16 protein-coding genes and 1 pseudogene are annotated in these 22643 nt (G+C 76.5%); 16 read left to right on the forward strand and 1 reads right to left on the reverse strand.

Annotated features, from left to right (window positions below; translation table 11 throughout):
• The first annotated feature begins 377 nt into the window (after nt 1–377).
• The 7 genes and pseudogenes from ssd to ACZ3J7_RS24295 form a co-directional block, all read left to right on the forward strand.
• Nucleotides 378–1478 carry a septum site-determining protein Ssd gene (ssd, locus tag ACZ3J7_RS24265; protein ID WP_465624620.1) on the forward strand — a complete coding sequence of 367 codons (1101 nt, stop codon included), beginning with the start codon at nt 378–380 and terminating at the stop codon, nt 1476–1478.
• A 462-nt stretch (nt 1479–1940) separates the two neighbouring features.
• Complete coding sequence (locus tag ACZ3J7_RS24270) at nt 1941–3209, forward strand: TadA family conjugal transfer-associated ATPase (RefSeq protein ID WP_465624943.1); 1269 nt, start codon at nt 1941–1943, stop codon at nt 3207–3209.
• 94 nt (nt 3210–3303) lie between these two features.
• Nucleotides 3304–4380 (forward strand): type II secretion system F family protein, encoded by a 1077-nt coding sequence (locus ACZ3J7_RS24275; RefSeq protein ID WP_465624622.1) that lies wholly within the window; start codon nt 3304–3306, stop codon nt 4378–4380.
• A gap of 166 nt (nt 4381–4546) precedes the next feature.
• Nucleotides 4547–5344, forward strand: a complete 798-nt coding sequence (locus ACZ3J7_RS24280) for a type II secretion system F family protein (RefSeq protein WP_465624624.1) — start codon at nt 4547–4549, stop codon at nt 5342–5344.
• 106 nt (nt 5345–5450) lie between these two features.
• The gene (locus ACZ3J7_RS24285; RefSeq protein ID WP_465624626.1) at nt 5451–5702 is read left to right on the forward strand and encodes a DUF4244 domain-containing protein; all 252 of its coding nucleotides are present in this window, start codon (nt 5451–5453) and stop codon (nt 5700–5702) included.
• Complete coding sequence (locus ACZ3J7_RS24290; protein ID WP_465624628.1) at nt 5692–6084, forward strand: TadE family type IV pilus minor pilin; 393 nt, start codon at nt 5692–5694, stop codon at nt 6082–6084. The genes ACZ3J7_RS24285 and ACZ3J7_RS24290 overlap by 11 nt, the downstream gene beginning before the upstream one ends.
• Before the next feature lie 160 nt (nt 6085–6244).
• Nucleotides 6245–6469: pseudogene (locus ACZ3J7_RS24295) on the forward strand (Rv3654c family TadE-like protein); the annotation flags it as partial.
• A gap of 201 nt (nt 6470–6670) precedes the next feature.
• On the opposite strand, the gene ACZ3J7_RS24300 reads toward ACZ3J7_RS24295, so the two are convergent.
• On the reverse strand, nt 6671–9034 hold the full coding sequence (locus ACZ3J7_RS24300) for a DEAD/DEAH box helicase (RefSeq protein WP_465624630.1): 2364 nt from the start codon (nt 9032–9034) through the stop codon (nt 6671–6673).
• A gap of 222 nt (nt 9035–9256) precedes the next feature.
• Between ACZ3J7_RS24300 and bldG the strand changes: the two genes are divergently transcribed.
• The 9 genes from bldG (at nt 9257) to ACZ3J7_RS24345 (ending at nt 22628) form a co-directional block, all read left to right on the forward strand.
• On the forward strand, nt 9257–9598 hold the full coding sequence (gene bldG, locus ACZ3J7_RS24305) for an anti-sigma factor antagonist BldG (RefSeq protein ID WP_014136695.1): 342 nt from the start codon (nt 9257–9259) through the stop codon (nt 9596–9598).
• A gap of 157 nt (nt 9599–9755) precedes the next feature.
• Nucleotides 9756–10175 carry an ATP-binding protein gene (locus ACZ3J7_RS24310; RefSeq protein ID WP_465624633.1) on the forward strand — a complete coding sequence of 140 codons (420 nt, stop codon included), beginning with the start codon at nt 9756–9758 and terminating at the stop codon, nt 10173–10175.
• Nucleotides 10176–10445: 270 nt separating this feature from the next.
• Nucleotides 10446–11111, forward strand: coding sequence for a small secreted protein (locus ACZ3J7_RS24315; protein WP_465624635.1), 666 nt, complete (start codon nt 10446–10448; stop codon nt 11109–11111).
• 146 nt (nt 11112–11257) lie between these two features.
• Nucleotides 11258–12808, forward strand: coding sequence for a DUF7059 domain-containing protein (locus ACZ3J7_RS24320; RefSeq protein WP_465624637.1), 1551 nt, complete (start codon nt 11258–11260; stop codon nt 12806–12808).
• Between the two features lie 213 nt (nt 12809–13021).
• A complete protein-coding gene (locus tag ACZ3J7_RS24325; protein WP_465624639.1) occupies nt 13022–13522 on the forward strand; it encodes a hypothetical protein in 501 nt (166 codons plus the stop codon).
• A gap of 361 nt (nt 13523–13883) precedes the next feature.
• Nucleotides 13884–16742 (forward strand): type I DNA topoisomerase, encoded by a 2859-nt coding sequence (topA, locus tag ACZ3J7_RS24330; protein WP_465624641.1) that lies wholly within the window; start codon nt 13884–13886, stop codon nt 16740–16742.
• A gap of 78 nt (nt 16743–16820) precedes the next feature.
• Nucleotides 16821–19994 carry a dTMP kinase gene (gene tmk, locus ACZ3J7_RS24335; RefSeq protein ID WP_465624643.1) on the forward strand — a complete coding sequence of 1058 codons (3174 nt, stop codon included), beginning with the start codon at nt 16821–16823 and terminating at the stop codon, nt 19992–19994.
• Between the two features lie 192 nt (nt 19995–20186).
• Nucleotides 20187–21392, forward strand: a complete 1206-nt coding sequence (locus tag ACZ3J7_RS24340) for a DNA polymerase III subunit delta' (protein ID WP_465624645.1) — start codon at nt 20187–20189, stop codon at nt 21390–21392.
• Nucleotides 21393–21551: 159 nt separating this feature from the next.
• Entirely contained in the window at nt 21552–22628 is a 1077-nt protein-coding gene (locus tag ACZ3J7_RS24345; protein WP_465624647.1) for an alpha/beta hydrolase, read from the forward strand.
• Nucleotides 22629–22643 lie beyond the last annotated feature (15 nt).

Genomic DNA, 22643 nt, shown 5'->3' on the forward strand with positions numbered 1-22643 from the left:
GCGGGGGTCGTCGCATGTCCGGGCCCATTTCCCTTGGCAGTTGAGCCGCCAGGGAGTGGTGGTGCCAGTGGGTCCGGGGGCGCTCCAGCGGTCGGCGAGTCGCTGTCGAGGTTTCTTCGCACCCCAAGTTTCTGTCACTCTGAGTAGTTGTCCGAGTGTCATATCGGTATACCCGGCGCGTCAATTCCGAACTGCTTTAGCCCCCGTCCGAGTGACCCCGGTTATCCACAGGGGCGAGTTATCCACAGGCAATCGGAAGTCGGCTGACGCATTCCCCACCGTCCTTCACCGTGGTGTCCACGACGCCGCGCGGCCACCCTCCGGGGAACCGCGCCCGACGCGCCGTCAGACCGTTCCCGCACCACGGGAGGACCGCCTTGACCGCTTCCGTCACCGACCCGCACGCCACCGCGCCCGAGCCCCCGCCCGGGCCGCTGATCCTCACCGGGGACGCCGCGCTCGCCGAACAGCTCACCCGGCTGTGCGCCGCCGCCGGGGCCGAGCCACGGCTGCTCGGCGCCGCCCCGCCACCCGTCCGGCTGTGGGAGGCCGCCCCGCTGGTGCTGGTCGGCGACGACCTCGCCGAGCGGTGCGCGGGGCTGCCGCGCCGGCCCGGCGTCCTGCTGCTCGGCCTCGACCTCGACGACGGGGAGATCTGGGTCCGGGCCGTCCGGCTCGGCGCCGAGCACGTGCTCTTCCTGCCGGACGCGCAGCCCTGGCTGCTCGACCGGATCGCCGACGCCACCGAGGGCGTCGGACCACCCGCCCTCACCGTCGCCGTGCTCGGCGGGCGCGGCGGCGCCGGGGCCTCCACGCTGGCCTGCGCCCTGGCGGTCTGCGCCGCCCGGGCCGGGCACCGCACCATGCTGATCGACGGCGACCCGCTCGGTGGCGGGCTCGACGTCCTGCTCGGCGCCGAACTGGCCGACGGGCTGCGCTGGCCCGACCTGGCCGCCTCCCGGGGCCGGATCAGCGGCGCGGAACTGGCCAGGGCGCTGCCCGAGCCGCACCGGCTCAGCGCCCTGTCCTGGGACAGGTCGGACACCCTGGCCATCCCGGCCGAAGCCATGGACAGCGTCCTGGCGGCCGCCCGCAGACGCGGCGGACTGGTCGTCCTCGACCTGCCCAGACAGCTCGACGCGGCGGCCGCCCGGGCCCTGGAGCAGTCCGACACCGGGCTGCTCGTGGTCCCCGCCGAACTGCGCGCCCTGGCGGCCGCCGACCGGGTCACCGCGGCCGTCCGGATGCGGCTCACCGACCTGCGGGCCGTCGTCCGCACCCCGGGCCCGGCCGGCCTCACCGCCGCCGACGTCGCCCGCGGACTGCGCCTGCGGCTGGCCGGTGAGCTCGCCCCCGAGCCGGGCCTCGCCCTGGACGTCGAACGGGGCGTTCCGCCGGGCCTGCGGGAGCGCGGGCCGCTCGCCCGGTTCTGCGGGCGATTCCTGACCGAAGCGATGCCGCCCGTCGTGGCGGCCTGAGGAGCAACCGTGACCAACCACCTGCACGCCGTCGACCCCCGCGCGGTGGACCCCCGCGCCCTCGACCCCAGGGCCGTGGATCCCAGGACGGACGATCCCCGGGCCGCGGACCCCGGGGCCGTCGATCTCCGGGCCGTGGACGCCCACGCCACCGGGCTCCGCCCCGGCGGCACCCGCGCCACCGACGCCCACCTCTCCGACCCGCACGGCACGGACAGCCGGACGGCGGAGGAGCAGCAGGGCCACCAGGGCGACCGGCGGGCCTCCCGGCGGCCGATCGCCCGGACCCACCGCCGGATCGCCGTGCCGCGCCCCCGCAGCCTCTCCAGCGCCCCGTCAGGGCCCGCGGAGCACGCGCTGCCGACCGGCGAGGGGCCGCCCGGTCCCGACCGGCGGCAGGCCCCGCCGGTGCGCTTCCTGGTGCGGCGCCAGCCGCCCCCGGATCCGTCGACCGTCGAACCGGTGGCCGGCCCGGGCGGCGGGCCGGCCCCGGGCGAGGCCGCCGAGCTGGTGGACGCCGTCCGGATCCGGCTCGCCGAGGCGGGGGCGCCGCCCACCGCCGGGTCGGTCGCGGCCGCCCTGCGCGCGGCCGGGCCCCCGCTCGGCGGGGCCGACGTGCTGAACGCGGTGCGCGACCTGCGCGCCGAGATCGTCGGCGCCGGCCCGCTCGAACCGCTGCTGGCCGAGAAGGGCGTCACCGACGTCCTGGTCAACGGCCCCGACCGGATCTGGGTCGACCGCGGCCGAGGCCTGGAACGCGCCCCCCAGGTGCGCTTCCCCAACACCGACGCCGTCCGCCGGCTCGCCCACCGGCTGGCCACCGCAGCCGGCCGCCGCCTCGACGACGCCCGCCCCTGGGTGGACGCCCGGCTGCCCGACGGCACCCGGCTGCACGCCGTCCTCCCGCCGATCGCCGCCGACTGCACCCACATCTCGCTGCGCACCAGCCGCAGCGAGCCCTTCACCCTCCCCGAGCTGGTCGCCGCCGGCGCGCTGCCGCCGTCCGGGGCCGACCTGCTCGCCGCCGTCCTGCGGGCCAGGCTCTCGCTGCTGGTCTCCGGCGGCACCGGCACCGGCAAGACCACCCTGCTCGCGGCCCTGCTCGGCCTCGTCCCCGACGACGAACGCATCGTGCTCGCCGAGGACTCCGCCGAGCTGCGCCCGGACCACCCGCACGTGGTCCGGCTGCAGTCCCGCCCGCCCAACCAGGAGTCGCTGGGCGAACTGACCCTGCGCGACCTGGTCCGGCAGGCGCTGCGGATGCGGCCCGACCGGCTGGTGGTCGGCGAGGTGCGCGGCGCCGAGGTGGTCGACCTGCTGGCGGCCCTGAACACCGGCCACGAGGGCGGCTGCGGCACCGTCCACGCCAACACCGCCGCCGACGTGCCCGCCCGGCTGGAGGCCCTCGGCGCGCTCGCCGGACTCGACCGGCACGCCCTGCACAGCCAGCTCCGGGCCGGCCTCGACACGGTCGTCCACCTCGGCCGGGACCGCGCCGACGGCCACCGCCGGGTCACCGGGCTGCACCTGCTGGCCGGCGGGTCCGACGGACTGACCGCCACCACCCCGGCCGTCCACTTCGACCGCGACGGCCGGGCCCGACCCGGCCCCGGCTGGCCCCGGCTGCGGGAGCTGTGCGCCGAACGCGGCGTCGTCCTGCCGCCGCACCCCGAGCCCGCCGGAGCGGGCCGGCCGGAGGGCGGCACCGAGCCCGCCGGGGAGGAGGCGTGACGGTGAGCCGACTGGAATGCGGCTGGGTGCTCGCGCTGTGCGTGATCGGGGCGGTGGCGTGGCACCTGCTGCGCTCCGCGGTCAGGAGGCCGTGATGGTGGTGTCGGGCGGAGTGGTCGGCGGGTTCGCGGCGGCGGGAGCGCTCCGGCCGTACGGCGCGGCCTGGGCGGTGAGCCCGACCGGGACGGTCGCCGGGTTGCTGGGCGGCCTGTCCGGGACGGTCTGGCTGCGCGGGCTGGGGCTCCGGGCACGTGGCTGCGGCCGGGCGCGGCGACTGCTGCACGGGCAACGGGGTCCGCTCGGTCGAGCGCGGGCGTGGGCACGGGCGCTGTGGGGGCGCCGGTGGCCGGGCCGGTGGGGCCCCGAGCTGCTGCTGCTCCCGCTCGGGGCGGTGGCCGGGCACGGCGCCTCCTCGGCGCTCCCGGTGCTCGGGGCGGCCTGCGGAGTGGTCCCGCTCCGGCGCTGGCGGGTGCGGCGGCGAACGGCCCAGGCGGCGCGGCGGCGGGCCTCGGCGGTGATCGACCTGTGCACCGGCCTGGCGGCCGAACTGCGCAGCGGGGCCACGCCCGAGCAGGCCATGCACGCCGTCCTGGCCAGGGCCGCCCCCGAGTGGGGCCGGCGCCTCGGCGCCGAGCCAGCAGCCCGGCTGGTGGCGGGCCGCTACGGGGCGGACCTGCCGGCGGCACTCCGGCTGGTAGCCGAACTGCCGGGCGGGGAGGGCGCGGCGGCGATGGCGGCCTGCTGGCGGGTGAGCACCGAGAGCGGTGGCGGGCTGGCCGGCGGACTCGACCAGGTCGCGGAGGCGCTGCGGGCCGAACGGGCCCTCACCGAGGAGGTCGCGGGTGAACTCGCGGGCCCGCGCACCACGGTGGTGGTGCTCGTGGCCCTGCCCGCCGTCGGTCTCGGCTTGGGCGCGGCACTCGGGGCCCACCCCGTCCACGTCCTGCTGCACACACCGGCGGGCCTGCTCGGGCTGCTGGTCGGGGCCGCCCTGGAGGCGGCCGGGCTCGTCTGGACGGCCCGGATCGTCCGGTCCGCCGAGGACGCCCCGGCCCGTCCCCGTCCGGCGCGGACCGGCACCGCCCGCTGCGGGATCTCCCGGACGCGCCGTGATCCCCGGTTCGCGGACCGCCCGTCACCGACGGGGGGCCGGGCGCAGCGATGGGGGTGAACACGGTCGGCGGGTGCGGACGGTGGGGCATTCGGGCGCCACCAAGGGCTCCGGTCTCTTCGAGGCCGGGGCCGGGCAGGGCGGGCGGGTGACCGGTGGCGGGTGGCTGCCGGTCGGTGGTCGGTGGCCGGTGGCTGGAGACGGCGGACGGGAGAGGGGAAGTGGGATGAGCGGGGTGGCGGGGCTGGGGGCGGTGGCGGTCGCGGGACTGGTCGGGGAGGTGTGGGCGGTGCGGCGGTGGCGGGTGGTGCGGCGGCGGGTCGTCCGGTGCGTGCCGGCCGTCTCGACTGCCGGGGCGCGTGGTGGAGCTCCCGGCCGGGTGGCGGTGGCGACGCGGCGCGTGCTCGGGTGGCTGGCGGGCGAGCGGCCGCTGGCGGTGCTGCTGGGTGCGGCGGCCGGAGTGCTGGTCGGCGGTCGGGCCGGGCTGGTGGTCGGTCCGCTGGCCTGCTGGGCGGCCTGGCGGCTGCTGCCCCGGGTGCGGTCGCCGGACGAGCGCCGCCGGGCGGCGGAGCACGACTGGCTGACTCGTCAGCTCCCGCTGACCGCCGAGCTGTTGGCGGCCTGCCTCGGGTCGTCCGGCTCCCCGGCCGAGGCGGCAGCCGCCGTCGCGGACAGCGTCCCGTCCCCGATGCGGGACCGGCTTTCCACCGTCGCGGCCCAACTCGCCCTCGGCGCGGGTCCGGAGCGCTGTTGGGAGCAACTGGCCGCCGACTGCCCGCCACTGGCCCCGCTCGCCCGCTGCCTGGCCCGCACCAGCCTGAGCGGCACCCCGCCGGCCACCGCGCTGGCCGGTCTGGCCCACTCCCAGCGGGCGGCCGCCGCCCGGGCGGCGCACGCGCGGGTCCGGCGGGCGGGCGTACTGGCGACCGCGCCGCTCGGGCTCTGCTTCCTGCCCGCGTTCGTGCTGATCGGGGTGGTGCCGGTGGTCACGGGGCTGACCACCGCCTTCTCCCAGCGCCTGTGAGCCGCCCTCCTGTGCGCGGAGCGGACCCCGGTCGGGCGTCCCGCTCCGCCGGTCCGCTGCACGGCGGACCACATTCCGAGTCCGATTCCGTAGAAGGGGTTTCAGCATGATCAAGTTTGTGCACGCCGTCCGGTCGACCACTGCGGTGCTCGGCGTCCGCAGGCTGGCGGGCTGGCTCCGCCGGCGGTACCGGAGGGTGGTGGCCGGCCCGCCGGACGCCGGGATGAGCACCGCCGAGTACGCGATCGGCACCGTCGCGGCCTGCGCCTTCGCCGCCGTGCTCTACAAGGTGGTGACCAGCGACACGGTCTCCGGGGCGCTGTCCGGGCTGCTCGAACGGTCCCTGCATGGGGTCTGAGCGGAGGGCGGCGGACGCCGGCATGGTCACGGCGGAGACGGCGGTCGGGTTGCCCGCCCTGGTGCTGCTGGCGGCGATGCTGACCTGGGGCGTGGTGGCGGCCGGTGCCCAGATCCGCTGCGTGGACGCGGCCCGGGTCGGCGCCCGGGCCGCCGCCCGGGGCGACGCCGACGCGCTGGCCCGGGCCGTCGCGGCGGCCCCGCGCGGCGCGAAGGTCGCCATCGACCTGGACGCCACCACCGCCCGGGCCACCGTCGAGGCCCCCTGCCCCGGCCCGGGCCGCCTCGCCGACCTGCTGTCGGTGCGGCTCACGGCCACCGCGGTCGGTGCCAGGGAGGACGTGCTGCCCGAGGACGAGCGAGGGTCGGCGGGTGAGGAGTGAGGAGTGAGGGGCGACGGGAGGCGGGTGGTGGTCGGTGATCGGCGAGGACGGAACGGAGGGAGGGGGCGTCGTGCGGGGAAGCGGAACGCCGTCGCCGGGAGCGGCGGGTGAACGGGGTTCGGCGACGGTGTGGCTGGTGGCCCTGGGCTCGCTCGGGGTGGTGGTCTTCTCCGCCTGCCTGATGCTGGGCGCGGCGGTGGCGGCCCGCCACCGCGCGGAGTCGGCGGCCGACCTCGCCGCCCTGGCCGCCGCCGACCGGCTGCTGCTCGACGAGGACGGCGGCTGCGGGCGGGCCGCGGAGCTGACTCGGGCCCAGGAGCGGGTCGAGCTGGTCTCCTGCCGGGTGCTCCCGGGGCAGGACGCGGTGGAGGTGGTGGTCCGGGTCCCGATCCGGGGAGTGCCGGTGCCGCTGCCTCCGGCCCTGGCCCGTGCCCGGGCGGGGCCGGTCTGGGCCTGGGGCGAGGAGGGCACCGAGGGGATCGCGTCCACCGACCCGCGCGTCAGCCCGGGCGCCGGCCTGGACCGCCCCGCCGGACGGGTGCCGTCCGAGCGGCCGGCGGGTTCGGCGGGAGCCGTGGCGGGTGGGTCAGTCCTTCCCGCTCGGATCGGTCGGATCGGCCGGGTCGGCCAAGTTGGTCGGAGCGTTGGCGAGGAGGGTGGTGAGGAGGCGGATGGCGGCGGCCTTGTCGAGCGGTTCGTTGCCGTTGCCGCACTTCGGGGACTGGACGCAGGACGGGCAACCGCGGTCGCACTCGCAGGCGGCGATGGCGTCCCGGGTGGCGGTCAGCCACTCGACGGCGCGCCGGAAGCCGCGTTCGGCGAAGCCCGCGCCACCGGAGTGGCCGTCGTACACGAAGACGGTCGGCAGGCCGGTGTCGGGGTGCAGGGGGACGGAGACGCCGCCGATGTCCCAGCGGTCGCAGGTGGCGAAGAGCGGGAGGAGGCCGATGGAGGCGTGTTCGGCGGCGTGGGCCGCGCCAGGGAGCTGGTCGAACGGGATGAGCGCGTCAAGGAGTTGGTCCTCGGTGACGGACCACCAGACGGCTCGGGTGCGCAGCGTGCGGGGCGGCAGGTCGAGCTTGCTCTCGCCGAGGATCTCACCGGTGGAGATCCGTTTGCGGAGGTAGCCGACGACCTGGTTGGTGACCTCCACCGAACCGAAACTGAGCCGGGCCTCGCCCCACTCCTCGGTGGTGTCGGTGGACAGGACCGCGATGGAGGTGACGTCCCGGGCGGAGGTGGTGTACGGCGGGTTCGCGGGGGTGACCAGGGCGACCGAGGAGTCGAGGTCGAGCTCGCGGACCAGGTAGGTGCGGCCCTGGTGCAGGTGGACCGCGCCGGTGTGCACGGCGGTGTGCGCGGCCTCGGCGTCCACGGTGCCCAGCAGCCGCCCGGTGTCGGCCTCGACGATCTGCACGGGGCTGCCGCCGCTCCCGCGCAGGTCGACGCCGTCGGCGGCGCGCTCGCGGCGGGTCCAGTACCAGGAGCCGTCCGGGCGCCGCCGGAGCAGGCCGCGCCGTTCCAGTACCGGCAGCAGCGGTGCGGCGGACGGGCCGAACAGCTCCAGGTCGGCGTCGGTGAGCGGGAGTTCGGCCGCGGCGGCGCACAGGTGCGGGGCGAGGACGTGCGGGTTGTCGGGGTCGAGGACGGTGGCCTCCACCGGGGTGGCGAACAGCGCCTCCGGGTGGTGGACGAGGTAGGTGTCCAGCGGGTCGTCCCGGGCGATCAGCACCGCCAGCGCGCCCTGGCCCTCCCGGCCCGCGCGCCCGGCCTGCTGCCACAGCGAGGCCCGGGTGCCGGGGTAGCCGGCCAGCAGGACGGCGTCCAGGCCGGAGACGTCCACGCCGAGTTCGAGAGCGGAGGTGGAAGCGAGGCCGAGCAGCCGGCCCGAGTGCAGGGCGCGTTCCAGGGCGCGGCGCTCCTCGGCCAGGTAACCGCCGCGGTAGGCGGCGACCCGGGCGGCGAGCGGCTGGCCGAGCTGCTCCTGGGCCTGCAGGGCGACCAGTTCGGCGGCCCGCCGGGAGCGGACGAAGGCCACCGTCCGGGTGCCGCCGTGCACCAGGTCGGTGAGCAGGTGGGCCGCCTCGGCGGTGGCGCTGCGGCGGACGGGCGCGCCGTGCTCGCCGGTGTTCTCGGTCAGCGGCGGCTCCCAGAGCGCGAACACCATCGGGCCGCGCGGCGAGCAGTCCTCGGTGACGGCGGTGGCCGGCAGGCCGGTGAGCCGTTCGGCGGTGACGGCGGGCTCCGCAGTGGTCGCGGAGGCCAGCAGGAAGGTCGGCTCGGAGCCGTAGCGGGCGCACAGCCGCCGCAGCCGGCGCAGCACCTGGGCGACGTGCGAGCCGAACACGCCGCGGTAGGTGTGGCACTCGTCGACCACGACGTACCGCAGCGTCTTCAGGAAGGAGGACCAGCGCGGGTGGGCCGGGAGTATGCCGCGGTGCAGCATGTCCGGATTGGTCAGCACGTAGGACGCGTACTGGCGGACCCACTCGCGTTCCTGCGGCGGGGTGTCGCCGTCGTACAGCGCGACCCGGACGCGGTCGGGGACGAGTTCGGCGGCCCGGCGGCGCTGGTCGGCGGCCAGCGCCTTGGTCGGAGCCAGGTAGAGGGCGGTCGCGCCGCGTCCGTTGCGGGCCTCGGTGCCGGCCAGCAGGTCGCTGAGCAGCGGGGCCAGATAGCCCAGCGACTTGCCCGAGGCGGTGCCGGTGGCGATCACCGTGGTCCGTCCGGCGGCGGCCAGGTCCATCGCCTCGGCCTGGTGGGCCCAGGGCAGCACCACGCCGAGTCCGGAGGCCGCCGCGACCACTTCCTGACGGATTCCTTCCGGCCAAGGCGCATACCGGGCCGCCCGGGCGGGCAGGTGCTCCGTATGGGTGAGGCGGTCCGACCTGCCGCGCTCGGTGGAAAGGGACGCGAGCAGGGCCTCGGGCTGGTGGTGACGGGGCGGCATGAAGACCCAGTGTGTCACCGGCGTGACGGAGAATCGCTGTTAACCATCGTGCGCCCGTGGCCGCAGGTGGTTGAATGAAGCCCGTGACGGCCGCACGGCCGAGAGCCGCGACGCCGAGGCTCCGACCTGCCGGTTCGCCGCGCCCCGGCCCTGCGACCCTGCGGTGGCAGCCGCCGGGTTGAAGATCGCAATGACGTAGCAAGGCAAGGTGCTGGAGGTTCCGTGGACCTGTCCCTGTCGACCCGTACTGTCGGCGATCGCACGGTCGTCGAGGTTGGCGGCGAGATCGATGTGTACACCGCGCCCAAGTTGCGCGAGCAGCTTGTCGAGCTCGTCAACGACGGCAACTACCACTTGGTCGTGGACATGGAGGGCGTCGACTTCCTCGACTCCACCGGCCTCGGCGTGCTGGTCGGCGGTCTGAAGCGAGTGCGTGCGCACGAGGGTTCGCTGCGCTTGGTGTGCAACCAGGAGCGCATCCTCAAGATCTTCCGGATCACCGGTCTGACCAAGGTGTTCCCGATCCACAACTCCGTGGACGAGGCCGTCGCCGCGACCGACTGACGATCCGTCGTCGACCGGCCGTTCCAACCGCATCACTTCGATCGACCGTCGCCGGTCGGCCGGGCCGTCGCCCTGCCCGACCGGCGAGGTCGGTGTACCCGCTTCCGCCGTGCGGGCCGGTGTGCCCGGCGGCGGGGAGCAACCCCGGAGGGGAGACATGGCAACCGTCGAACTTCGATTCAGCGCGCTTCCCGAGCACGTGCGCACCGCCCGGCTGGTGGCCGCCGCGGTGGCCAGACGGGCCGGGGTGGACGAGTCGGTGCTCGACGAGTTGCGCCTCGCCGTCGGTGAAGCCTGCTCGCGCGCCGTGGCGCTGCACCAGCGCAACGGCATGGACGGCGCGGTCCGGGTGGCGCTGACCGAGCAGGAGAAGCGGTTCCTCATCGAGGTCGCGGACGAGGCCGGGCCGGCGCACGCCGCCGGCGCCGCCGGGACGGCCGGGGAGTCGGAGGACGAGGACGCGCTCGGCCTCGCGGTGATCACCGGTCTGGTCGAGGACGTCGAGGTCGGCAACGGCTCCGACGGCGGCGTGATCCGGATGAGCTGGCCGGTCTCCCCGGCGTCCCTCACCGTCTGACCCGGCCCGGCTGTCGTCCCGCGTGCGGGGTGCTCCGCGCGGGGTGGCGTTCCCTCCTGCTCCGTCGCTTTCCGATTTGTCGCTCGTCGCCCGCCCGCGTGCCGACCGGGCGTCGGACGGTGTCGGGCGGGGTCGGTCGGCGTTGAGCTGCGCCGATGTCGTGGGCCGTGGCCTTCCCGGCGGGGTGCCGCGGGCGGGCGTGTAGGTTCAGCGGGGGATGCCCGGAGCCGGGTGTCAGTGACCGAAAGGGCCCCGGTGAAGAAGCGACTGGTGACCGTCCCCGTGCTCGGCGCGCTGCTCGCGCTCGCTGCGGTCGGCTGTTCCGCCGACGACTCCTCGGCGAAGCTCGACGGCTGGGCGAAGAGCGTCTGCGACGCGGCGAAGGACCCGATCGCGCAGTCCCGGACGGCCCTCGCGGACACCGCGGACGTCAAGGCCGGCGAGTCCCCCGTCGACCTGCAGAAGCGGCTCTCCGTCGACCTCGCCTCGCTCGCGACCACCAACCAGCAGCTGGCCGACGCCGTGCAGAAGGCCGGTGCCCCGAAGGTCAGCGACGGGGCGAAGGTCCAGCAGGACGCCGTCAACGAGCTGAAGCAGGTCTCGCAGGGCTACCTGGACGCGCAGAAGAAGCTCGACGGGCTGACCAACGCGGACCAGGCCAAGTTCGCGGACGGGCTGCGCAGCGTCGGCGACCAGGTGCAGCAGCTCTCCCAGGTGTCCACCTCGGCGCTGGCCGCCCTGCAGAGCGGCGACCTCGGCGACGCGATGAAGAAGCAGCCCGGCTGCAAGGCCGGTGCCGCGCCCACCGGCGGGTCCTCCGCCGCCCCGTCGGCCGGTGCCCCGTCGGCCGGTGCGACCGGCAGCGCGGCCCCCGGCGACGGCGCCTCCCCGGCCGACCCGGCGGCGTCCGGCTCGCCCTCGCCCGGCAAGAGCTGACCCCGCCGCCCCACCTCCGCCGCCGGGACCGTGCCGCGGCCGGACCGTGCCGCGGCCGGACCGCGCCGCGGCCGAGCGGAGCCGTGGGCGGGCCGAGCCGTGGGCGGGCGGCGCGGCGCGGGCTCCGGGCGGGGGAGAATGGCGCTGTGACGAACAGCCCCGCTCTTGACGCCGGCCGGATCGCGGAGTTCCGCGAGGCCCTGCTGCGCGCCTCCTTCACCGCTGACGGACTGCTGGACCTGCTCGGCCCGACCGCGTACGCGGCGCTGGCCCGCAGCGAGGCCGTCCCCGCGCTGCGGGCGACCCGCGGCGGCTCCCCGCTGGAGACCCTGGTGCGGCTGTTCCTGCTGCAGCGGGCCGTCCCCCGGGCCGCGGCCGCCGCCGCGCTGCCAGCCGGCGGACTGCTCGACGGGCTGCTCGCCGACGGCTGGCTGAGCGCCGACGGTACCGGTGACGGTGACGAGCTGCGGGCCACCGTGGACGTGCGGCCGTACGCCGACGAGGTCGCCGGGCTGCCCAGCGCCGACGCCTGGGTGGTGTCCGACCTGGGCTGCGCCGTCGGCGGCGCGGGCGGGATCGGCTCGGGCCGGACGGCCGCCGGGGTCGAGCGGCGCGACCTGGTGCTCGGGGTCGGCGGGGCGTCCACCACGCTGGCCAACCTGACGGTGCGCCGCCCGGTGCGCGAGGTGCTGGACCTGGGCTCCGGCTCCGGCGTGCAGGCCCTGCACGCGGCCCGGCACGCCCAGCGGGTCACCGCGACCGACCTCAACCCGCGCGCCCTGCACTTCACCCGGCTGACCGCCGCGCTCTCCGGCTTCGACCGGGTGGAGACCGCCGGGGGCAGCCTGTACGAGCCGGTCGGCGACCGGCGCTTCGACCTGATCGTCTCCAACCCGCCGTTCGTGATCTCCCCGGCCGGCCGGTTCACCTATCGGGACGGCGGGATGGCCGGCGACGAGCTGTGCCGCCGCGTGGTCCGCGGCGCGGCCGCCCACCTGGAGCCCGGCGGCTACTGCCAGCTGCTGGCGAACTGGCAGCACGTCAAGGGCGAGGACTGGCGCGACCGGCTGGCCGGCTGGGTGGCCGGCACCGGCCTGGACGCCTGGGTGGTGCAGCGCGAGGTGCAGGACGTCGCCCAGTACGCCGAGCTGTGGCTGCGCGACGGCGGCGACCACCGGGGCGAGGAGTACACCGCCCGGTACGAGGAGTGGCTGGACGACTTCGAGGCGGCCGGGGTCGAGGGCGTCGGCTTCGGCTGGATCACCCTGCGGGCCTCCGGCGCGGCCGAGCCCGTGGTGCGGATCGAGGAGTGGCCGCACCCCGTCGAGCAGCCGCTCGGCCCGCACATCGAGGAGTGGTTCGCCCGGCAGGACTTCCTGCGCGCCCACGACGACGCCGGGCTGCTCGCCGCCCGCTACCTGCTCGCCGACGAGGTCGTCCAGGAGCAGATCGGCGACCCCGGCTCGGAGGACCCGGAGCACGTGGTCCTCCGGCACAACCGGGGCATGCGCCGGGCCACCAAGGTCGACACGGTCGGCGCGGGCTTCGTCGGAGTCTGCGACGGCACCCTCGCCGCCGGGGAGATCGTCGACGCGATCGCCCAACTGCTCGGCGAGGACCCGGCCGAACTGCGCGAGCGGGTGCCCGAGTCGCTGCGGCTGCTCACCGAGCAGGGGTTCGTCGAGCCGGTGCGCTGAGCCGGTGCGCTGGGACCACGCCGTCCTCGGCCCGTTGCCGCGGGGGCCGCGGGCGCGGCGGTGACATTGGTCACCCGGTGACCCGAGCCGTGACGCGTTCACCTCGCCGTTCCCTCCGCGTGGCCGGGCGTACCCCGGGTGTCCGCCGCCGGTTGTCCACCGGCTGCCATGGTGCTGTCCACAGGCCGTGGAAGCGCTGCGGGGGAGGACCGGGTGGAGACGCCGACGACGCTGGTGGGCGGGGCGGTCCTGACGGTCCTCGGGAGCGCGCTGCTGCTCTGGTGCGCCGTGGAACTGCGCCTTCGCCACCACCTGCGGCGGTGTGGCGTGCCCGCCACCGCGCAGGTGGTGGCGGATCCGGACACCGCCGGCGCGATGGACAGCAGCCCGTTGCTCTCCTACCCGGTGGAGGGGCCGGGCGGTCCCATCGGCGCCGGGGCCGGGACGGTGCACGAACTGCGTCCGGCCGCCGGTCCGGCCGGACCGCACCGGTTGGTGCTGGCCCGGCCGCGCGGGAACACGCCGCTGCGGCGACCGGTCCGGCTGGCCCCGGGCGCGGCCGTCCAGGTCGCCTACGACCCGCGCCGTCCGGACCGGGTGGTGCTGGCCGCGCACGAGGAGCTGCCCTCGCTGCCGGCCGACCTGTTCTGGGCGCTGCTCGCCACGTCCGCGCTGGCCGGAGGCCTGACGCTGCTGGCGGTCGGGCTGCGCTGACCCGGCCCGGAGCGGGCGCGGAGGGGATGCGTGCCCGGGCCCCCGGAGGCGCGTCGCGGGGGTCCCGGGAGGCGGGCCGGGGAGGCCCCGGAGGGCGGGTTCCGGCCGTTCGGCGGCGGCCCGACGGGGTGCGGCGCGGGCCCGGCGGAGCGGGCTGCGGGGCGTGCTTGCCGGGGAAAGACATGCCCCGGGGCCTGCCATCGGGTTACCGTTCGAGTGGCGTCGGTCGGCCTTGCCGGTGAAAAAGCAGGATCCGTCCGTTTGACAAGGGTGGCCAGGGTACGGTCACACTCCGCTGGTGGGGCCGTCGCGCTGCGGCAGCCCAGGAGCTTTGGTGAACGACCGGGAGAGAAGAGCGAAGGTGTCCCCGAGCAGCGAGACCGCGCACGGCAAGCGACTCGTCATCGTCGAGTCGCCGGCCAAGGCCAAGACGATCAAGGGCTACCTCGGCCCCGGCTACATCGTCGAGGCCAGCGTCGGTCACATCCGCGACCTGCCCGGCACTGCCGCCGAGGTCCCGGACGAGTACACCGGTGAGGTGCGTCGCCTCGGTGTCGACGTCGACCACGACTTCGCCCCGATCTACGTGGTGAACCCGGACAAGAAGTCCCAGGTCACCAAGTTGAAGTCGCTGTTGAAGGAGTCCGACGAGCTCTTCCTCGCCACCGATGAGGACCGCGAGGGCGAGGCCATCGCGTGGCACCTGCAGGAAGTGCTCAAGCCCAAGGTGCCGGTGCACCGGATGGTCTTCCACGAGATCACCAAGGACGCGATCCAGGAGGCCGTGCGCAACCCGCGGCACCTGAACAAGCGCCTGGTCGACGCCCAGGAGACCCGCCGCATCCTGGACCGCCTCTACGGCTACGAGGTCTCCCCGGTGCTGTGGAAGAAGGTCATGCCGAAGCTCTCGGCGGGCCGCGTCCAGTCGGTGGCCACCCGCCTGGTGGTCGAGCGCGAGCGCGAGCGGATCGCCTTCACCTCGGCCTCGTACTGGGACCTGGTCGGCACCTTCGGCACCGGCCGCGCGGCCGCCGACGCGACCAACCCGGAGTCCTTCGGCGCCCGGCTGGTCTCGGTCGACGGCAAGCGGGTCGCCACCGGCCGCGACTTCGGCCCGGACGGCCGGCTGAAGAGCGCCGCGACCACCCTGCACCTCGACGAGCAGGCCGCCCGCACGCTGGCCGCCGCGCTGCAGCAGACCGCGTTCAGCGTCCGCAGCGTCGAGTCGAAGCCCTACCGCCGCTCCCCGTACGCGCCGTTCCGCACCACCACGCTCCAGCAGGAGGCCAGCCGCAAGCTGGGCTTCGGCGCGAAGCGGACCATGCAGGTGGCGCAGAAGCTGTACGAGAACGGCTTCATCACGTACATGCGCACCGACTCGACCACGCTGTCGGAGACCGCGATCACCGCGGCCCGCACCCAGGTCACCCAGCTGTACGGGGCCGACTACCTGCCCTCCGCGCCGCGCACGTACGCCTCGAAGGTGAAGAACGCGCAGGAGGCGCACGAGGCGATCCGCCCGTCCGGGGACCGCTTCCGGACGCCCGCCGAGACCGGTCTCGGCGGCGACGACTTCCGGCTGTACGAGCTGATCTGGATGCGCACCGTCGCCTCCCAGATGAAGGACGCGGTCGGCCAGTCGGTGACCGTGCGGGTCGGCGGCCGGGCCGCCGACGGGCGGGACGCCGAGTTCTCCGCCTCCGGCAAGATCATCACCTTCCACGGCTTCCTGAAGGCGTACGTCGAGGGCGCCGACGACCCGAACGCCGAGCTGGACGACCGCGAGCGCCGGCTGCCGCAGGTCACCGAGGGCGACCCGCTGGCCGCCGAGAAGCTCACCCCGGAGGGCCACGCCACCAAGCCGCCGGCCCGCTACACCGAGGCCTCGCTGGTCAAGGAGCTGGAGGACCGGGAGATCGGTCGCCCGTCCACCTACGCCTCGATCATCGACACGATCATCAACCGCAAGTACGTGTTCAAGAAGGGCACCGCCCTGGTGCCGTCCTTCCTGTCCTTCGCGGTGGTCAACCTGCTGGAGAAGCACTTCGGCCGCCTGGTCGACTACGACTTCACCGCGAAGATGGAGGACGACCTCGACCGGATCGCGGCCGGCCAGGCCGAGTCCGTGCCGTGGCTCAAGCGCTTCTACTTCGGCGCGGGCGAGGCGGGCGCCGCCGTCGGCGGCGCCGCGGACGCGGGCAACGGCGACGGCGACCACCTCGGCGGCCTGAAGGAGCTCGTCACCGACCTGGGCGCGATCGACGCCCGGGAGATCAGCTCCTTCCCGGTCGGCGACGGCGTCGTCCTCCGGGTCGGCCGTTACGGCCCGTACGTCGAGCGGCCCGCCCCCGAGGGCGAGACCGGCCAGCGCGCCGACGTGCCCGAGGACCTGCCGCCGGACGAGCTGACCGTCGAGCTGGCCGAGGAGCTGTTCGCCAAGCCCAGCGGTGAGCGCGAGCTCGGCACCGACCCGGTCAGCGGCAACCCGCTGGTCGCCAAGGCCGGCCGGTACGGCCCGTACGTCACCGAGGTGCTGCCCGAGGGCACCCCGAAGACCGGCAAGAACGCGGTCAAGCCGCGCACCGCCTCGCTGTTCAAGTCGATGGACCTGGACACCGTCACGCTGGAGGACGCGCTGAAGCTCCTCTCGCTGCCGCGGGTGGTCGGCGCCGACGCCGAGGGCAACGAGATCACCGCGCAGAACGGCCGCTACGGCCCGTACCTCAAGCGCGGCACCGACTCGCGCTCGCTCACCAGCGAGGACCAGCTGCTGTCCATCACCCTGGACGAGGCGCTGGCCATCTACGCCCAGCCCAAGCAGCGCGGGCGGGCCGCCGCGGCCGCCCCGCTGAAGGAGCTCGGCAACGACCCGGTCAGCGAGAAGCCGGTGGTGGTCAAGGACGGCCGGTTCGGCCCGTACGTCACCGACGGGGAGACCAACGCGACGCTCCGCAAGGACGACGAGGTCGAGACCATCACCCCCGAGCGGGCGTTCGAGCTGCTGGCCGAGAAGCGGGCCCGCGGGCCGGTGAAGAAGACCGCCAAGAAGGCGCCGGCGAAGAAGGCCGCGGTGAAGAAGACCGCCGCGACCAAGACGGCGGCCAAGAAGACGGCCTCGGCGAAGACCACCGCGGCCAAGAAGACGGCGACGGTGAAGAAGACCGCGGCGAAGAGGACCACCGCCGAGGCCGCTCCGGGCGGCGGTTCCGAGGAGAGCTGACGGACGCTCCGTAACGGGCCTGTTCGAATCCGGGCGGGCCCGTTAAGTCCGGGCACCCGCACTCGCTACGCTGACCGTATGACGAGCGAGGAGCTGCCCCCCACCGCACGTGCCGCCGCCCCGGGCCTGCCCGAGGTGGCCCCGGCCGGGACGCCGGGTGAACGGGCCAGGGCGCTGCTGCGGCTGCGGCCCTACCGGAAGCTGTGGACCACCCAGCTGCTCGGTGGCGCCGCCGACCGGCTGTCCGTCCTGGTCCTGGTGCCGCTCACCGTGGTGGCCGCCGTGCTCGGCGGCCAGTTCGGGCACGGCTACCGGGCGCTCGCACTCTCGGTCGCCGCGCTGTTCGCGGCCCGGCTGCTGGCCACCGGCCTGGTCGGCGCGGTCCTGCTCGGCCCGGTGCACGCCCTGGTCGGCGGCCGGCTCGACCGGCGCTGGAGCCTGCTCGGCGCCGACCTGTTCCGCGCCCTGCTGATCGGCCTGGCCTCCTGGTGGACGGTCTGGACGCCCGGCTCGGCGACCTGGCCGCTGCTCGCCACGGTCTTCCTGGCCGGCGCCGCCGAACGGGTCTGGACGATCGGCAAGGCCGCCGCCGTCCCCGGTCTGCTGGCCGTGCCCGGACAGTCCGGGCCGCCGTCCGCCGCCGCGCTGGACGCCGTCCGCACCCTGGACGCCCGCACCGGCTGGGCCGCGCTCCCGCTGGCCGCCGGCGGCCTGATCGCCCTCACCCTGGTCAACAACGTGCTCGCCGCCCTCGGCCTGGAGTGGCTGCACGCCCACCAGCTCACCGTCGCCGCGCTCGGCGCCGCCGCGCTGTTCGCCGCCAACGCCGCGCTGCTGTACCTCCAGGAGCTGCCCGCCGCGGGGAACACCGCGCCGCGCTCCCCGCTGCAGGGCCTGCGCGCGCCGACCGACGCCCTCCCGTCGCCCGCCACCAACCCCGGCGGAGACGCTTCGCGTCGCCCCTCCTTCGGCTCCTCGCTGAAGAAGGGCCGCACCGGCGCCGCCCCGTACTTCACCTTCTCGATCGCCGCCGCGTACGCCTCGATGGCCGGCGTCGCCGCGCTCGGCCTGCTCACCGCGGGCGAGCACCTGGCCGGGCCGATCGGCTACGGCCTGCTGGTGCTGGCCGCCGCCGGCGCCCCCGCGGTCGGCATCCGGCTCAGCCGGGCCACCCTGCCCGGCCTGTCCCGCCGCCGGCTGCTCGCGCTCGGCCTGGTCACCTCCGGCGTGGCGCTGATCCTGGCCGGCCTGGTCCTCGACTTCGTCCTGGTGCTGCTGTTCACCGTGCTGGCCGGCCTGGCCGCCGGCGTGGTGATCGCCACCGGGCGCGGGCTGCTCGCCCAGGAGATCGAGGAGATCCGGCTCGGCAAGGTCACCGAGCACCTGTACGCCGTGCTGCGGACCGTGGTCGGCGGCGCGCTGGTCGGCATGCCGCTGCTGGCCGCCGCCTACGGGCAGGTCAGCCTCGGCGAGGTCGGCCGCGGCCACTTCACCTTCATCCACGACGGCGCCGCGCTCGCCGTCTCCACCGCCGGGCTGCTGACCCTGGTGCTGGCCGCCGTCGTGCTGCTCAAGACCGACGACCAGCGCGGCGTCGTCCCGTTCGGCCGCGAGCTCGCCCAGGCCGTCCGTGGCCAGGCCGAGGTCGCGCCGCACCGGGCCGCCGGCAAGGGCTACTTCATCGCCCTGGAGGGCGGCGACGGCGCCGGCAAGTCCACCCAGGCGCAGGCGCTGGCCGAGTGGATCCGGGCCAAGGGCCACGAGGTCGTCCTCACCCGCGAGCCCGGCGGCTCCCCGATCGGGCAGCGGTTGCGCGCCCTCGTCCTGGACGTCGGCAACACCGGCCTCTCGCACCGGGCCGAGGCACTGATCTACGCCGCCGACCGGGCCGAGCACGTCGAGAACGTGATCCGCCCGGCGCTGGAGCGCGGCGCCGTCGTCCTCACCGACCGGTACATGGACTCGTCCATCGCCTACCAGGGGGCCGGTCGCGACCTGGCCGCCACCGAGGTCGCCCGGATCTCCCGCTGGGCCACCGGCGGGCTGGTGCCCGACCTGACCGTCGTGCTGGACGTCGACCCGACCGCCGCCCGGGACCGCTTCACCGAGGCGCTCGACCGGCTGGAGTCCGAGCCCACCGAGTTCCACCAGCGGGTCCGCTCCGGGTTCCTGGCGCTCGCCGCCGCCGACCCCGCCCGCTACCTGGTCGTCGACGGCACCCAGGCCCCCGCCACCGTCACCACCGCCATCCGGCACCGGCTCGACCGCGAACTGCCGCTCTCCGACCAGGAGAAGGCCGCCAAGGCCGAACAGGAGCGCAAGGCCCGCGAGGAGGCCGCCCGGCGCGCCGCCGAGGCCGAGGCCGCCCGCAAGGCCGCCGAGGAGGCCGAGCGCAAGCGCCTCGAACTGCTGGAGCAGCTGCGCGCCGAACAGGCCGAGAAGGACCGGCTCGCCGCCGAGGAAGCCGCCCGGGCCGAGGCCGAGGCCGCCCGCAAGGCCGCCGAAGCCGCCCGGATCGCCGCCGAGGCCGAGGCCGCCCGGCGCGCCGAGGAGGACGCGAAGCGCCGCGCCGAGGAGGCCGCCCGGGCCGAGGCGGCGGCGGAGGTCGCGCGCGAGGCCGCCGCGGAGGAGGCCGCCCGGGCCGAGCTGGCCCGCCGGCGCGAACTGCAGCGGGAGGAGCAGCGGCGGCGCGCCGAGGAGGCGCTGCAGCGGGCGGAGGCCGCGCGGCGGGCCGAGGAGGCGGCGCTGGCCGCTCCCGCCGCTCCGGCCGCTCCGGCTGTCGACGAGACCGCGGTGCTGCCGAAGGTCGAGGACCGGGCGGACGTGGAGACCACCCGGGAGCTGCCCCGGCCGGTGCTGGGCGAGGACGCCGCTCCCGCCGCTCCGGCGGCTCCGGCCGCTCCGGCTGTCGACGAGACCGCGGTGCTGCCGAAGGTCGAGGTCGAGGACGAGGCGGAGGCCGAGCGGACGGCCGTGCTGCCCGCGGTGGACCCGGCGGCGGGCCCGACCGGGCGGGTGCCGCAGGGGCTGTTCCGGGACGAGGACGACTCGGCGCGGACCCGCGAGCTGCGGCCCCGGCCGGACTGGGCGGAGGAGACCCCGCTCGACGACCTGCCCAGCCTGACCGACAGCCTGCTCGGCTCCCGCGAGGAGTGGGCCCGCTGGGAGGCGGCGGACCCCGAGGACGAGCAGCGGAGCGAGCAGGACGAGCAGCCGCAGAAGAAGGGCGGCTGGCGGCGCCGCAAGGACTAGCCGTCCGGGCGCGTGCGTGTAGTACAGCGAGGCCGCGAGGCGCGGGCGGGTGACCGTCCGGCTCGTGGCCTCGCCGCGTGCGGGGCCGGGAACGCGGGGGGCCGGTGCGTGCGGGGCCGGTGCGCGGGGGGTGCTGTCTCCGGGCGGGGTTAGGCTCGGCGGGGCGGTGGGATCGGCGAGGAGGAGCGCGGCGTGAGTGTGTGGGACGACCTGGTCGGGCAGGACCGGGTGGTCGAGCAGTTGCAGGCGGCGGCGCGGGCGGCCCGGGCGAGCGTGCTGGCGGGGCGTGGCGAGGCCCCGGCCGGGAACGCCTCGCTGATGACGCACGCCTGGCTGTTCACCGGTCCGCCCGGGGCGGGGCAGGTGACGGCGGCGCGGGCGTTCGCGGCGGCGCTGCAGTGCACCAGCCCGGACCTCGACCTGGGCGGGGTGCCGGGCTGCGGGTTCTGCGACGGCTGCCACACCGTGCTGTCGGGCAGCCACGCGGACGTGAAGCAGGTCCGGACGGACGGCCTGTCGATCGGCGTCGGCGACATGCGCGACCTGGTGCTGCGGGCGGCGAGCTACCCGACCGGCGGCCGCTGGTCGGTGATCCTGGTGGACGCGGCGCACCGGCTGACCGAGGCGGCGGCGAACGCGCTGCTGAAGGGCGTCGAGGAGCCCTCGCCGCGGACGGTGTGGCTGCTGTGCGCGCCGTCCGTGCAGGACGTGCTGCCGACGATCCGCTCGCGCTGCCGGCTGCTGGTGCTGCGCACGCCCGCCGCGGAGGCGGTCGCCGACATGCTGGTGCGGCGGGACGGGGTGGAGCCGGCGGCGGCCCGGGTGGCGGCGCTGGCCGGGCAGGGCGACATCGACCGGTCGCGGCGCCTGGCGGTGGACGAGCAGGCCCGCGCCCGCCGGGCCGAGGTGCTGCGGATCCCGCTGGAGGTGGCCGACCTGGGCGGCTGCCTGGCGGCCGCGCAGCGGCTGGTGGACACCGCGAAGGCGGACGCCGAGGCGCTCGCCGAGACCCAGGACGCCCGGGAGACCGAGGACCTGCGGGCCGCGTACGGCGCGGCGGAGGGCGGTCGGGCGCCGCGCGGCATGGCCGGGGCGGTGAAGGAACTGGAGAAGCGACAGAAGAGCCGGGCCACCCGGACCCGCCGCGAGACGCTGAACGTGGCACTGGGCGACCTGCTGGGCTTCTACCGGGACGTGCTGGCCCTGCAGCTCGGCGCGGGCGGGGCGCTGGCCAACGACGACCAGCGCCCGGCGCTGCAGCGGGTCGCCGGGGAGGGCGCGGCGGAGAACACGCTGCGCCGGATCGAGGCGGTGCTGGCCTGCCGCCGCGCGCTGGACCGGAACGTGGACCCGCTGCTGGCGGTGGAGGCGATGACGGTGGCGCTGCGGGCGGGCTGAGCGGCCGTTCCCCGGGGCCGTCCGGTCGTCGCTCGTTCGAGTGAACGTGCCGAGACGCCCGTACCGCCCCCGGGCGAGCGGGCACGTGGTCTTGCACCCTGTGCACTGACCACGCGCTCGCGTCCGGCGGCCGGTCCTTCCCCGAGGTGGTGCGTCCCCATGCCCCGTTCGCTCCTCGTCCTGTTGTTGCTGGTGGCCGCGGTGGCGGGCAGCTGGCTGGCCCGTTCGGCGATGGTGCGCTGGCGGGACCTGCGGGCCGCGCAGACGTACGAGTTGGCGGCGGAGGCGCGGCCGGTGCTGGTGCGGGCGGGGGCGGCTGCGCTGTGCCTGACGTGCGTGAGCGCGCTGGGGGTGGCGGTGCTGCTGGGGGAGCGGGGCGGGCGCGGGGCGGTGCGGGTGGTCGCGGCGGAGGCGGGCAGCGCGGACCGGGCGGCGGCCCCGCCCGCCGCGTCGGTCGCGCCGTCGGTCGCGGCGGCGGTCCCGGCCGCGCCGGTGGCGTTCGCGAGCGTGGGCCGGGCGGCGGGCGGGGAGCTGCTGCAGGGCTCGGTGCCGGGGCCGGACGGGCGGGCCCGGGCGGTGCGGGTGTGGCTGCCGGCCGAGTACGGGCAGCGGTCGGCGGAGCGGTTCCCGGTGATCGTGCTGCACTCCGGCACGCCCGGGCGGACGGCGGACGCCGACCTGCCGGACGTGTTCGACGGCGTGGCGGCGGCGGTGCAGCAGGGCCGGGCGCGCCCGTTCGTGGTGGTCGCCCCCGAGGCGCCCGGCGGCACCGGGCACCCCTGCGACCTGGTGGCGGCCGCCCCGCAGGCGGTCGCGGACGACCCGGCGCTGCGGTCGGCGGTCGGCGCGGCCTTCCGCACCCTGCCGGCCGGTCCCGCAGGCTGGAGCGTGCTCGGCGTGGACGGCGGCGCGCCCTGCGCGGCGGCGGCCGGGCTGGCCCGCCCGGACCTGTACGGGGCGGCCGCGGCGGTCTCCGGCCGGTACGACGCGCGGGCGCTGGCCGGGGCGGCGGCGGAGGCGCCCGGAGCGGTGGCGGCGCGGCTGCTGCTGGCGGCGGCGAAGCGGGACGCGGACGGGCAGGCCTCCGGGCGGGCCGTGCAGACGGCCCTGCGGGACGCCAGGTCGCGGGCGCAGGTGCGGACGTCGGAGGTGGTGCAGGACTACACGCCGGAGCGGGAGCGGCTGCGGCTGGTGCGGGCGGCGGTGCAGTACCTGGCGGAACAGCTCGCCAAGTAGCCGGGCCGGCGGAGG

It is taken from the genome of Kitasatospora sp. NPDC015121 (assembly GCF_055562955.1).

What these genes read in the sequence shown, in the direction of transcription:
- ACZ3J7_RS24275 (WP_465624622.1), top strand. Translation starts at nt 3,304, where the DNA reads ATGGTGGTGTCGGGCGGAGTGGTCGGCGGGTTCGCGGCGGCGGGAGCG.
- ACZ3J7_RS24280 (WP_465624624.1), top strand. Translation starts at nt 4,547, where the DNA reads ATGAGCGGGGTGGCGGGGCTGGGGGCGGTGGCGGTCGCGGGACTGGTC.
- ACZ3J7_RS24285 (WP_465624626.1), top strand. Translation starts at nt 5,451, where the DNA reads ATGATCAAGTTTGTGCACGCCGTCCGGTCGACCACTGCGGTGCTCGGC.
- ACZ3J7_RS24290 (WP_465624628.1), top strand. Translation starts at nt 5,692, where the DNA reads ATGGGGTCTGAGCGGAGGGCGGCGGACGCCGGCATGGTCACGGCGGAG.
- ACZ3J7_RS24300 (WP_465624630.1), bottom strand. Translation starts at nt 9,034, where the DNA reads ATGCCGCCCCGTCACCACCAGCCCGAGGCCCTGCTCGCGTCCCTTTCC.
- ACZ3J7_RS24310 (WP_465624633.1), top strand. Translation starts at nt 9,756, where the DNA reads ATGGCAACCGTCGAACTTCGATTCAGCGCGCTTCCCGAGCACGTGCGC.
- tmk (WP_465624643.1), top strand. Translation starts at nt 16,821, where the DNA reads ATGACGAGCGAGGAGCTGCCCCCCACCGCACGTGCCGCCGCCCCGGGC.
- ACZ3J7_RS24345 (WP_465624647.1), top strand. Translation starts at nt 21,552, where the DNA reads ATGCCCCGTTCGCTCCTCGTCCTGTTGTTGCTGGTGGCCGCGGTGGCG.